At 69.5% G+C, this 12,863-nt stretch carries 10 protein-coding genes and 1 pseudogene; 5 read left to right on the top strand and 6 right to left on the bottom strand.

Annotation, left to right across the window (positions count from 1 at the left end):
- Positions 1–2: 2 nt before the first annotated feature.
- The 3 genes from helR to BJ964_RS34090 form a co-directional block, all read right to left on the bottom strand.
- Positions 3–2,084, bottom strand: a complete 2,082-nt coding sequence (helR, locus tag BJ964_RS34080) for an RNA polymerase recycling motor ATPase HelR (RefSeq protein ID WP_188124485.1) — start codon at positions 2,082–2,084, stop codon at positions 3–5.
- Positions 2,081–3,292, bottom strand: a complete 1,212-nt coding sequence (locus BJ964_RS34085) for an ISAs1 family transposase (RefSeq protein ID WP_239163896.1) — start codon at positions 3,290–3,292, stop codon at positions 2,081–2,083. Before BJ964_RS34085 ends, helR begins: the two co-directional genes overlap by 4 nt.
- Before the next feature lie 336 nt (positions 3,293–3,628).
- Positions 3,629–4,021 carry a hypothetical protein gene (locus BJ964_RS34090; protein ID WP_188124486.1) on the bottom strand — a complete coding sequence of 131 codons (393 nt, stop codon included), beginning with the start codon at positions 4,019–4,021 and terminating at the stop codon, positions 3,629–3,631.
- Between the two features lie 93 nt (positions 4,022–4,114).
- Between BJ964_RS34090 and BJ964_RS34095 the strand changes: the two genes are divergently transcribed.
- From BJ964_RS34095 to BJ964_RS34105, 3 genes and pseudogenes are all read left to right on the top strand, one after another.
- A complete protein-coding gene (locus tag BJ964_RS34095; RefSeq protein ID WP_188124487.1) occupies positions 4,115–4,987 on the top strand; it encodes an SRPBCC family protein in 873 nt (290 codons plus the stop codon).
- Positions 4,984–6,333, top strand: a pseudogene (locus BJ964_RS34100) (methyltransferase family protein). The gene BJ964_RS34095 and the pseudogene BJ964_RS34100 overlap by 4 nt, the downstream one beginning before the upstream one ends.
- Entirely contained in the window at positions 6,330–6,908 is a 579-nt protein-coding gene (locus BJ964_RS34105; RefSeq protein ID WP_229807315.1) for a TetR family transcriptional regulator, read from the top strand. The pseudogene BJ964_RS34100 and the gene BJ964_RS34105 overlap by 4 nt, the downstream one beginning before the upstream one ends.
- On the opposite strand, the gene BJ964_RS34110 is transcribed toward BJ964_RS34105, so the two are convergent.
- Positions 6,909–7,787, bottom strand: coding sequence for a LysR family transcriptional regulator (locus tag BJ964_RS34110; protein WP_188124490.1), 879 nt, complete (start codon positions 7,785–7,787; stop codon positions 6,909–6,911). It lies immediately after the preceding gene.
- 84 nt (positions 7,788–7,871) lie between these two features.
- Here BJ964_RS34110 and BJ964_RS34115 point away from each other — a divergent pair, with 84 nt between their 5' ends.
- Positions 7,872–9,176: an aspartate aminotransferase family protein gene (locus tag BJ964_RS34115; protein ID WP_188124491.1), complete on the top strand. Its 1,305-nt coding sequence runs from the start codon at positions 7,872–7,874 to the stop codon at positions 9,174–9,176.
- On the opposite strand, the gene BJ964_RS34120 is transcribed toward BJ964_RS34115, so the two are convergent.
- Entirely contained in the window at positions 9,166–9,867 is a 702-nt protein-coding gene (locus tag BJ964_RS34120) for a hypothetical protein (RefSeq protein WP_188124492.1), read from the bottom strand. The genes BJ964_RS34115 and BJ964_RS34120 overlap by 11 nt on opposite strands.
- Before the next feature lie 47 nt (positions 9,868–9,914).
- Positions 9,915–11,771 carry a response regulator gene (locus BJ964_RS34125; RefSeq protein ID WP_188124493.1) on the bottom strand — a complete coding sequence of 619 codons (1,857 nt, stop codon included), beginning with the start codon at positions 11,769–11,771 and terminating at the stop codon, positions 9,915–9,917.
- 349 nt (positions 11,772–12,120) lie between these two features.
- Between BJ964_RS34125 and BJ964_RS34130 the strand changes: the two genes are divergently transcribed.
- On the top strand, positions 12,121–12,807 hold the full coding sequence (locus BJ964_RS34130; protein ID WP_188127329.1) for an HAD family hydrolase: 687 nt from the start codon (positions 12,121–12,123) through the stop codon (positions 12,805–12,807).
- The last annotated feature ends 56 nt before the right edge of the window (positions 12,808–12,863 follow it).

Genomic DNA, 12,863 nt, shown 5'->3' on the forward strand with positions numbered 1-12,863 from the left:
TCCTATGCGCTCAGGATGACCAGTTGCCGGGTCGCGCGCGTCATCGCCACATAACGGTCCACCGCGCCGAACGCCTCCGGCCGCACCAGGACCACCAGGTCGAACTCCAGACCCTTGGCCAGCTCCGGGGTCAGCGAACGGATCCGCGGCGTGCCCTCGAACGACGGATCACCGATCACACAGGCCACACCCTCCGGATGCTCGGCCTGCCACGACGACAACACCGCGGGCAGGTCGGCGACGGTACCGTGCAGGACCGGCAGGCCACTGCGCCGAATCGACAGCGGCACGTTGGCATCCGGCAGCACCGCCCGGATCACCGGCTCCGCCTCCACCATCACCTCCTCCGGTGTGCGGTAGTTGACGGTCAGCGACGCCACCGCCACCCGGTCGACACCCACCCGGGCCAGGCGCTCGCGCCACGACTCGGTGAACGGCCGCCGGGTCTGCGCCCGGTCACCGACGACGGTGAAACTGCGCGACGGGCAGCGCAGCAGCAACATCCGCCACTCCGCGTCGGTCAGCTCCTGCGCCTCGTCGACCACGATGTGCGCGAACGGCCCGGCCAGCCGATCCGGATCCACCGTGCCCAGCGCCGCCTCGTCGACCAGGGCATCGTGGAAGTCCTCGCCCCGCAGCATGGTCACCAGGCCGGTGCCGTACTCGTCGTCGGCCGCCTCGATCAGATCGTCGACGACCCGGGACATGCGCTCACGCTCGGCGGCCGCCGTCGCCTCCCGCCGCCGCGACCGCGCCGACGCGTCCGCATCGCCCAGCCGCTGCCGGGCCGCGTCCAGCAACGGCAGATCGGACACCGTCCACGCCGACGCGTCCACGCGCTGCAACCGGCGGACCTCGTCCACACTCAACCAGGGAGCACACCTGCGCAGGTAGGCGGGCACCGACCAGAGATCGGCCACCAGGTCGGTGGGCTTGAGCACCGGCCAGACCCGGTTGAACGCCGCCCGCAGGTCACGATGCGCCGGCACGTCCAGGACCGCCAGCAACTCGGCCCAGATCTGGTCGCGAGCCTCGTTGTGCGGGGTCCCGGGCTCCACCGCCTCGAACGCCCGCGCCCAGTCGGCGGCGGTCACCCGTACGTCCGCTTCGTCGGTTTCAATGATCATCGGCTTGGTGGGCGGCTCCTCGTAGAACCGGACCGCGGCCTCGATCGCCGCCACCATGTCCACCGACGACTTCAGCCGGGCCACCTCCGGATCGGCCTCCACGGCCGCCGCGGCGCCCTCGGCGACCAGGTCGCGCAGCGTACAGATCTGCACGTCCTCCTCGCCCAGGCTGGGCAGCACATCGGAGACGTACGCCAGATAGGGCTGATGCGGCCCGACGAACAGCACCCCGCCACGACGCCGGCCCAACCGCGGATCCGAGTAGAGCAGATAGGCGGTCCGGTGCAGCGCCACCACCGTCTTGCCGGTGCCCGGCCCACCGTCGACCACCAGCGCCCCACGCGAACCGGCCCGGATGATCGCATCCTGATCGGCCTGGATGGTGCCCAGCACATCCCGCATCCGATCCGAGCGCTGCGCACCGAGACTCGCGATGAACGCCGACTGGTCGTCGAGCGCCGCGGCGTGCCCGGCGAAGTCGTCCGCCGCGAACACCTCGTCCCAGTAGTCGCTGATCCGCTCCCGCGTCCACCGGTAACGGCGACGGCTGACCAGCCCCATCGGATTACCGTGCGTGGCGCCGAAGAACGGCTCGGCCGCCGGCGACCGCCAATCGATCAGCAACTGCCGGCCGCTGCTGTCGGTGAGACCCTGCCGCCCGACATACACCGGCTCCGGACCATCGGCGCTGACCATGTGCCCCAGACACAGGTCCACACCGAACCGGCGCAGCGATCGCAACCGCGCGCTGAGCCGCCGCACCTCCTGGTCACGATCGAGCGCCTGCTGACCGATCCCGGCCCGCGCCCGGCGCGCGGTGCCGAGCCGATCGGAGAGTTCGGACAGTCGCTGTTCGAGAGACTCCGCCAGCACGGCGAAATGCCTCTCGTCGGCGGCGATCAGCGCCGGCTCGGCCTTGGCGGCAAGATTCCCGGGCAGGTGGAACACCAGGGTCATTGCGTTCTCGGATAGCTGCTGGTCACTGCGGTGATCAGGTCGTTTGACCGGCGGTTGGCTTGACGGGTGGCGCGGGCGATGTTGGTGGCGCCGGTGGTGCGGTGCCAGCCGATCGCAGTGTTACGTAGGGTCGCGATGACGGCGGGTCCGGTTCCGGTCCGGGCTTGGTGTTGGTCTTCACGGAACGTCACGTCGCGGACGTGATGGAGGCGGTTCTCGATGTGCCAGTGCCGGCGGATCCAGGTTTGCAGGTCGCGGGGCAGGGCTTGGCCTGCGGGTAGGGACACGGTCAGGTAGGCGGTTTCTCGGCTGGTCCTGCCTGCGATGATGCGGGTCCGGGTGATCCGGACGGCCTGCTGGGCGTGGGGGAAGGTGATGCCGCCGGGCGTGGCGACGGTGACGGCTTTGACGGTGCGGGTCTCGCGGCGGCCGTGTCCGCGGTCGCGGGTCCGGTCACCGACCGGGATCTGTGCCCAGGGAAGCCGTTTGAGCTGCTTGAACAGGGTCGGCTGGTTACCTTTCACCTGGACGAGCAGGTGTGCCTGGCGGATGGTGACCTCGTCGGCGTGCCTGGTTTGGGTGTGCAGGGCGTCGGCGATGAACAGGACTCCGGCGAGGGTTCCGAGGACCGTTTCGACGGCGTCGAGCAGCGGTGCGAACGACGTGATCTCGTTGCTTTTCGTGTCCACGGTGACCTGGGCGAGCACAATCCCGGTGGCGGTGTCCAGGGCGGACATCAGGTGGACCTGACGGCCGTCGCCGAGGCGGGCGCCGCGCAGGGTCTTGCCGTCGATCGCGATCACCCGGCGGTACCGGCGTGGTGGTGGGCCCGGCGGGTCGGTTCGGGTGTGCAGCCAGCCTGCGAGAACGGCGGCAAGCAGGGTCGGGTCGAGACGGATCAGTAGTCGCCACATCGTTGTCGAAGCGGGAACGGCATTGCCGAAGCCGAGCCGGTTGCGGGCGTGTTCGTCGAGGTCATGGAGCCAGTCGGTGATCGCCGCGAATGATGATGCGCCGGCTATGACCGCGCAGACCGCGACTGCCAGTACCGCGGCCAGCGGGTAGCGGATTCCTCGTGGGTCACGTGGATCCGGAACCTTTGCGAGCGCGTGCAGCAACCCGTTGTGTTCACCGTCGGTGATCAGTGCGGGTGCGCCGATGGCGTGGGGTGTCGTGACGGTCAGTGCGGTGATGAGAGATGATGCCATCGGCGGGTGAGGTCCTCGGAGCTTCGTGCGGCGTAGAGAACTTCATGATCACCGATGTGATCTCACCCGCCACCTTCGCCTCCACAGAGGCCACTCATCTCATGAAACCCCAGTTCAGACGTCCTCCTTCGGACTACGCAATCGCCCTGGGTGGAACACAGAGTTCAAAACGCGGAATCCGATCCTCGATCGCGGCGAGGCACGGCGATCGCCGCCCCTATGAGCAGCGATTTTGCGCCTCACCCCGGGTCTTGCCGCAAGCCCCGGGGTGCGATATACCTTGGAAAGGGAAGGGGAGTGACCACACCTCCCGAGCCCGCGCTCCCGCGGAATCGCCTAATCCCGCCAGCGGTAACCGAGGCCGTCGAAGACGATCATGCTGAAGTCCTGGTGGTCGTTCACGTCGCGGATGTGGCCGCCGTACCCGGTCTCCGCGACGTGTGGCGCGAGCAACCCGAACAGTTCGTGCGGATAGCCCATAGCGTCATCGAGGACGTAGATTCGGGCGTAAAGTCCCCATTGATCCTGCTGTCGTACCAGCTGGGCGAACTCGCCGCCGGGCAGATAACTGTCCGGATCCGGTTCGAGCAGCCGGTAGGCGTACTCGTCCTCGATCAGCGCGGGCCGCTCGTCGAGGTCGCCGAGATGCCAGCGCAGCACGTCCAGGATCTCCGCCGGTACGTCGTCGGCGAGCAGGCAGCTGAAGACGACCTCATAGTGATCACTCACAGCCGCCGAGGATAGCCACACCCCCGACTTGAGCGACCGCTCAAACAAGGGCTAAGGTGCCGTTGAGCGATCGCTCAACGGGGGAGGCTGAAGGTGGAGAGAATCAGGTCAGCGAACATCGTGCTGACCGGCATCGTCATCGCGTTCGGGGTCACGTTCTTCTCGCTGACCGTCCACGCCGGCAAGGCCGACAGCGCCCTGCTGTTCGTCGTGCTGCCGACCGCCCTGGCCGCCGCGCTCACGCTCACACCGGGCAGGAGCACACACGGCACGGTGTTCCGGCTCACCACCGTCGGCCTGTTGCTGGCGGCCGTGGCGCTGCACGAAGGCGCGATCTGCGTCGTGCTCGCCGCGCCGCTGGTCTACGGCATCGCACACGGCGTCACCGCCCTGTGCCGGATGTTCCAGAACCGCGGCAAGATCATCCCCGTCCTGCTCCCGATCCCGCTGCTGCTCGCCGGCGTCGAGGGCGTCAACCCCGAATGGCGCGTCGACCCCGACCAGTCGGTGCAGGTCAGCCGGGTCGTCGCGGCCGCACCCGCCGACGTCGCCGCCCGCCTCGCCGCCGGCCCGCAACCGGTCGCCACCCGCTCGCTGCCGCTGCGCCTGCTCGGCGTGCCCACCCCCGGACACGTGCACGGCACCGGACTCACCATCGGCGACCGGTGGATGTTCGGCTACCACGGCAGCTCCCACGGCCCCGGCGGCCAGATCGTCACCGAGGTCCGCGCCGCCACCGACCACGAGATCACCTTCGCGGTCATCGAGGACACCTCCATCACCGGCCGCTGGGTGCGGATGCGCGACGCCACCATCAGCTGGCAGCCCACCGGCACCGGCACCGAGGTCACCCTGCGCATCGACTACCGGCGCGGCCTCGACCCCTCCTGGTACTTCGGACCGCTCCAGGACGGCTTCCTGCACGCCGGCGCCGACCACTTCCTGGACATGCTGGCCCTACGATGACCGTCACCGCCGCCCGCTACCTGTGCCTGCTCATCCCGGTGCTCGCGCTACTCGCCGCCGCCCGCGACAGGCAGGCACGGGCCGGAGCGTCCCTGGCGTTCATCGCCGCCGCCACCGGCCTCGCCGTACTGCACGAGATCGCCACGGCCGCCGGATGGCACGGCTTCGCCGACGTCGACGGCACCTACCGCGGCTTCCCCATCGACCTGTGGCTCGGCTGGGCGATCCTCTGGGGACCGGTCCCGGTCCTGCTGCGCCGATGGCTGCCACTGCCGGTCGCGCTCGGCCTGCTGCTCTGGCTCGACGTGATCGCCATGCCACGGCTCACCCCACTGATCCACCTCGGCCCACACTGGCTGCTCGGCGAAACGCTCGGCCTGATCGCGGTGGCACTGCCCGCCCAACTGCTCGGCCGCTGGACCGCCGACCGCCGCCACCTCATCCCACGCGTGCTGCTGCAATTCGCGACGTTCGCGGTGCTGCTGCTGTGGCTCACCCCCACCGTCGCCTTCACCCTGGGTGACGGCAGCTGGGACCGGCTACTCGACCTGCCCACCTCCGCGATCATCCTGCTCGGCCAGGCGGCGCTCGCGGCCGCGCTCCCCGCACTCGCCGGGGCCCGCGAATTCGCCCTCCGCGGCGGCGGCACCCCCTACCCGTGGGACCCGCCGGTACGGCTGGTCACCACCGGCGTCTACGCCTACCTCGCCAACCCGATGCAGGTCAGCGCCATCCTGCTGCAACTGCTGCTGGCTGCCGCGACCCACAGCGCCACGCTGGCCGCGGTCGCCCTCAGCACCACCGCCTTCGCCGCTGCCGTCGCCGGGCCGCACGAAAGACAAGACCTTCATTCCCGGTACGGGCGGAGCTGGCGAAAATACCGCGACCGGGTACGCGACTGGCGGCCCCGGAGCACACCCTACGAGCCGGTCCCCGCACGACTGTGGCTCGACGACGACTGCGGACCGTGCACCACCATCCGTGACGCCCTGCGACGACGCCACCCGGCCGGACTGACCATCCTGCCCGCCTCCACCTACCCCGGCACACTGTGGCGCGCCCGCTACGAGGCCGACGACGGGCACACCGCCGACGGGGTCGCGGCCGTCGCCCGATCCTTGGAGCACATCGGCGCGCTCCCCGCGTACATCTCCATGTTTTTGCTGCTCCCCGGCCTGAACCAACTCGCCCAGCTGATCACCGACGCGCTGATCGCGCCCCCGCACCCGGCCGGCGGCGCGCCGCTACGGCAGAATGACCGCGCGGAGGCGACGGGAGGATCATGAGCGACACCAAGCAGCGACTGCTCGACGGCGCCCTCGCCGCCCTGCGCGAACACGGCGTGACCGGCGTGTCGGCGCGGACCATCGCGGCCGCGGCCGGAGCCAACCAGGCGCTCGTCTTCTACCACTTCGGGTCGGTCGACGACCTGCTCGGCGCGGCCTGCGAACAGGCGACCCGGCAGCGGGTGGAGGCGTTCGCCGAACGGTTCGCGGCGGTCGGCTCCCTGCGCGAACTGCTCCAGGTGGGCCGGGACCTGCACTACGAGGAACTGGCCATGGGCAACGTGTCGGTGCTCGCCCAGTTGCTGGCGGCCGCCCAGTCGGGGGAGAGGCGGCTGGCCGCGCCGACCGCCGCCGCGCTGCGGATGTGGACCGGCGAGATCGAGGCCGTGCTGCAACGACTGCTGGCCGGCTCGCCGGTCGCCGAGGTCGCCGACATCCCCGGCCTGGCCCGCGCGGTCGGCGCCGCGTTCGTCGGCATCGAACTCTACGAGGGCGTCGACCGCGACGGCGCCTCCCGCGCGCTGGACGCGCTCGACCAGCTCGCCGTCCTGGTCGAGGTGGTCGACGAACTCGGACCACTGGCCCGGCGCGCCCTCAAGTCGAAGATCAAGAAGGCCGCCACCCCGCGCGGCTGATCACCGCAACGCCGACAGCACCGCCGTCACCTCGGGCCGCGGCGTCGACGGGCGGCGCACCGCCGCGATGATCCGCCGGGTCACCGCCGGAACCAGCGGACGAGTCGCCACCCGGTACCGCGGATCGACCGCCAGACTCGGCAGCAACGCGATCGACCGGCCCTTCTCCACATGCCGCAACGCCAGCATGTAGTTGTTGAACCGGCAGATCACCGACGGCTCGAAACCCGACTCCCGGCACAACCGGGTCGCCAGCTCCGACATGTAGGAACCGGACACGTCGAACGTCCACCGTTGACCCGCGCACGCCTCCAGCGCCACCGCCTCCGACCCGGTCAACGGATGATCCTCCGGCAGCACCAGCACGATCTCATCCGCGCCGAGCGGCACCAGATCGATCGCCGGATCCAGCTCCGCACCGGCGAAATCGGCCGTCGTGATGATCACGTCCACGTCGCCGCGGCGCAGTGCCGGCATGCTCTCGTGCGGTTCCAGTTCCAGCAGCACCACGGTCACGTCCGGATGCCGTGCCGCCAGCCGCTCCACCGCCGGTTCGGCCAGCGCGTGCACCGCACTCTGGAACGCGGCAAGCGTCACCGTGCCGGCCGGCTCCTGCGCCAGACCCCGCAACTCGGCCTCGGCCGCGTCCATCGCCGCCAGGATCTCCCGGGCCCGGCCGGCCAGCAGCACGCCGGCCGCCGTCAACCGCACCCGCCGGCCGGTCCGCTCCAACAACGCCGTACGCGTCTCCCGCTCCAACGTCGCCAACTGCTGCGACACCGCCGACGGGCTCAGACTGCCCCGCTGCGCGACCGCCCGCACGGTCCCGAAGGTAGCCAGATCGGCCAGCAGCCGCAGCCGCCAGGGATTGAGTGTCACCCCCGGACTGTACGGCTCCACTTAACAGCAACGTCGAAAATGTGAGCTGGACGTGACGCTCGAAGGGTTCCTACCGTCGAGGGCATGGCTGACTTCTGGACCGACGCCGAGCGTCACCTCATCCGCTACTCCGGCGCCGGAGGCTTCGTCCCGGAGATCATCGAACGCGCCGAGGGCAGCTTCGTCCACACCGCCGACGGCCGGCGACTGCTCGACTTCACCTCCGGGCAGATGAGCGCCATCCTCGGACACTCCCACCCGGCCGTCACCGCCACCGTCCAGCGCCAAGCCGCCACCCTCGACCACCTGTTCAGCGGCATGCTCAGCCGGCCCGTCGTCGACCTCGCACGCCGCCTCGCCGCATCACTGCCCGACCCGCTCACCAAGGTCCTGCTGCTCACCACCGGCGCCGAATCCAACGAGGCCGCCATCCGGATGGCGAAACTCGTGACCGGCGGCCACGAGATCATCTCCTTCGCCCGGTCATGGCACGGCATGACGCAAGCCGCGGCCAGTGCCACCTACAGCTCAGGACGCAAGGGGTACGGGCCGGCGGCGCCCGGCAACTACGCCATCCCCACGCCGAACGCGTACCGGCCCGACTTCACCACCCCGGACGGGCAACTCGACTGGCGGCGGCAACTCGACTACGCCTTCGAGATGATCGACGCCCAATCGGTGGGCAGCCTGGCCGCCTGCCTGGTCGAGCCGATCCTCAGCTCCGGCGGCGTCCTCGACCTGCCGCCCGGCTACCTCGCCGCCCTGCGCGACAAATGCCACGAACGCGGTGGGCTGCTCATCCTCGACGAGGCCCAGACCGGGCTGTGCCGCACCGGAGACTGGTACGCCTTCCAGCGCGACGGCGTCGTACCGGACATCATCACCCTCTCCAAGACCCTCGGCGCCGGCCTGCCGCTGGCCGCCGTCGTCACCAGCGAGGAGATCGAACGGATCGCCCACGAGCGGGGCTTCCTGTTCTTCACCACCCACGTGTCCGACCCGCTCGTCGCCGCCGTCGGCAACACGGTCCTCGACGTCCTCGAATCCGAGCGCCTCGACCATCGGGCCGCTGAACTCGGCGCCTACCTGAGCAAGGGGCTGACCGAACTGGCCGGCAAACATGCGGTGATCGGCGACGTACGGGGAAGGGGTCTGCTCATCGGTTTGGAACTGGTTCTGGACCGCGCCACCAAGCAGCCCGCCAACGAACTCGGCGTCGCCGTCACCCGCCGCTGCCTGGAACTCGGCCTGCACATGAACGTGGTCCAGCTCCCCGCAATGGGAGGCGTGTTCCGGATCGCCCCGGCCCTCACCTCGACATTCGAAGAACTGGATCTCGGCCTTTCGATCCTGGACCAGGCGATCGGCGAAGTGGCGGTCACCGCTTAGGCGGGCGCTTGCGGCTCGCCTTCGGCACCCGCCGCTTACGGGGGCGCGCCTCCTGACGGACGTACCGGGGCTGCCACGGCGGCTCCGGCACCGGCCGGCCCGCGTTGCGCCACACGGCCCAGACCAGCCCGGCGAACGACGCCAGCGCGAGACCGCCCGGGATCCAGGCCCAGCGCACCCGGCCCGGCACCTCCGGGGCGACCAGGCCGGCCGGATCCAGCAGCACCGTGATGTCGTCACCGACCCCGAACTCGTCGTTGCCGGGATATCTGTCCCGCCGGCAGATCGTGCCCGGCAGCGGCGACCCGTCCAGGCGGGTCAGCCGGTAGCAGTTCTCCCGCAGGATCCGGCCGCCGCGGTTCTCCGTGTCCAGACTGATGGAGACGCTGCTGACGTGCGCCGTCCCGGTGTGACCGAACACGCCCAGCACGATCAGCCGGGCGCCCCAGTTCATCGCCGCGAACAACACGAGCGCCGCGAACACCATCCCCGCGATCGGAACCTTGTCGTACCTGTCCTCCCGCTTCCACGTCCGGGCCGGAATCAGCAGCCCCACCACCAGCAGCGTCACCGCCAGCGTGAGAACCAGCAACCAGAGCCGCCAGCCCCGAATGTCCGCGACCGCGGCCACCAGGGCGGGAGTGATCATGCAGGCCAGCAGCCGGACACGACGGACAAAAATCTGACTCACACGCGTGATTGTCAACTACACCATCCACGAACGGGCAGGCGTGTCCCTCAGGATGTGGCCGGGTTCGTGGTGACGCCAAGAGAGTGATGCACGGCGTTCAGCAACTCCACCGCGGTGAAGGGCTTGCGGATCATCGGAATGCCGTCGGCCACCAGATGCTCGACTCGAACAGCCGCCTCGCTGTAACCCGAGATCAGCAGGATCCGGATGCCGGGGTGATGCAGACGTACCGTCTCGGCCAGACTGGATCCGGACATCTCCGGCATGACGATGTCGGTCAGAAGCAGGTCGAAAGGCTGCCGGTGGATACGGTCAAGCGCCGCTCGGCCGTGTTCGGCCTCGGTGACCTGATAGCCGTCGCTCTCCAGGATGCGCACGACGATCTTCCGGACCTCGGCATCGTCCTCCGCGACAAGAACGCGCCCCCGGCCGCTACCCTGCGCGGTCCTGTCCGCCTCGCCACCCCCGACCTTCCCGGCTACAGCCTCGCCCTCCCGTGTCTCGCGGGCGGCGACGGCCGGTAGCCGTATCCGGAAGGTGGTGCCGACGTTGAACTCGGACGACACGGTGATGTCACCGCCCGCATCGGTCACGATGGCGTACACCGTAGCCAGGCCCAGTCCGGTGCCCTTTCCCTTGGCTTTGGTCGTGAAGAACGGCTCGAAGATGCGGGCGGCTACATCCGGGCTCATGCCCATACCCGTGTCGCTGACCTGCAACTGTACGTAGGGTCCGGCGGGCAGTGGCGGCAAGCGGTCGGGATCGTCGTCAAGCCGAACGGCGCTGGCCTCGATCACGACTGTGCCTCCATCGGGCATCGCGTCGCGGGCATTGATCACCAGGTTGAGCAGCACCTGCTCCATTCGGCCCAAGTCGGCGCGGATGGCGAGAGGCTGCCGCGACGGACGGGTGATCAGCTCGACATGATCGCCGATGGTGCGGCCGAGCAGGGCGCGGGCGTCTTCGATGACCGAATCGACGTCGATGATCTCAGCGTCGCCTGGCTCCTGGCGGGCGAACAGCAGCAACTGCTGGGTGAGGTCGCGGGCACGTTCGCCGCTGGCGCGGGCGCGGGCGAGGTCGTCACGGGCTTCGGGGTCGAGGGTGTCCTCCAGGACGAAGTCGATGTAGTTGAGGTTGATCGCGAGTAGGTTGTTGAAGTCGTGGGCGACGCCTCCGGCAAGCTGGCCGAGGCATTCCAGCCGCTCAGCGAGAGCCGAGCGTTCGATGATCTGCCGGTGACGCTCCTCGGCGCGCTTGACGGTGGTGATGTTCCGCTCGATGCGGGCGACAGCGACAACCTGACCGAGACGGTCGCGTATCGGCCACATGCTGACCGATACGTCGATGATCGACCCATCCTTGCGGACCCGGCGGGCCTCGGCCACGCCGATGCTCTTGCCCGCGCTCAGTGCCGCCATGGTGGCGGGCAGATCGACGATCTGATCCGGTGTCAACACCATGGCGATGAGGCGCCCGATCGCCTCTCCGGCCTCCCAACCGTACTGACGCGTCGCGCCATCGTTCCAGGTGGTGACGACGCCGGTGACGTCGGTCGTGATGACGGCGTCCTCGGAGGTACGCACGATCGCGGCGAGGGTCGACTCCTGCTCGGCACCCCGGTGCGCCCGGCGCTCCAGCATTCCGAGCCGGTGGGCGAAGCCTACGCTGAGAAGGGTCATCCCGAGGACCAGCACCAGGCGCACTATCTGGTTCGTGGTCCCGGGTAAATCGCTGCGCACGGACATGACCTCGACCAGCAGCACGGCAACCAGCCCGACGCCGGCCACCGCCCACGGGCGCAGCAGAATCGCCGCGAGCACCGGCGCCAACAGGACCAGCCAGAGAAACACCACGTCGGGTGGCGTGAGGAAATCCGCCACGACCGCCACGATGACGAGCACCGCTACGGTCGTGAGCAACGCGGCCCCCCAGCCGCTCCGAAGCGCCACTACGCGGTCCCGCTGTATCGAAACACCCATGCACGGCCCCCAACCGAGTGGATGCCTGCCACCGCTAGGGATTCGGGAGTATCCCGCCCCAACCCGGCAGGACAAATTTCGGCCTTGGCGCGCTGGCGATGAGCACGCCCCGCCGCCGGCCTGGCTCCCACGGGAGACCATCGCTTCCCAGCATGGCATCCCGGGACTGACTGGCCGATACACTCAGGAATTCAGGCCTGATTTGTACGGGCTGGGCAGGATCTCCTTCACCGTTTCCTTCTCGAACCCCACCTAGGTTGGACCGGTGACGGTGATCAAAGCGGTCTTCTTCGACATCGGTGGGACCATCCTCGACGAGTCCCGGGAGTTCGCCGCCTGGGCGGACTGGCTCGGCGTGCCGCGGCACACGCTGTCCGCGGTGTTCGGGGCGGTGTTGGCCCGAGGTCTCGACTACCGGGAGACGTTCCGGACCTTCCGGCCCGGCTTCGACATCGACACCGAGCGGCGGCTCCGGGCAGCCGCCGGGAAACCGGAGACCTTCGGCGAGCAGGATCTCTACCCGGACGCGCGAACCTGCCTGGCCGCCCTCAAAGAGCAGGGGCTGCTCGTCGGGCTCGCCGGCAACCAGCCTGCCCACGCCGAGCAGTTGCTGAGGGCGCTCGACCTGCCGGCCGACGTGATCGGCACCTCCGAGGGCTGGGGTGTGACGAAACCGGCGCCGGCCTTCTTCGACCGGGTCCTCGACGCCGCCGGGGTGGAACCCGCATCGATCCTGTACGTCGGCGACCGCCCCGACAACGACGCCGCCCCGGCCATCGCCGCCGGCATGCGGGCGTGCCTGATCCGGCGCAGCCCCTGGGGCCACATCCTCGACATGCCGGACGTGGCCGCGCGGTGCCTGTTCCGCATCGACTCCCTGGACGAACTTCCCGTCCTGATCGCGAAACACAACACCACGACCGCACAGGACGGCGAGAATTCTCCGTCGCGCATGTAACCGGATGCGCGCCTGCGGTGTGTTCTCTGGTGTGCGCAACACCGACGGGAAGCGGG

The organism is Actinoplanes lobatus, assembly GCF_014205215.1.
GTDB classification, from domain to species: Bacteria; Actinomycetota; Actinomycetes; order Mycobacteriales; family Micromonosporaceae; genus Actinoplanes; species Actinoplanes lobatus.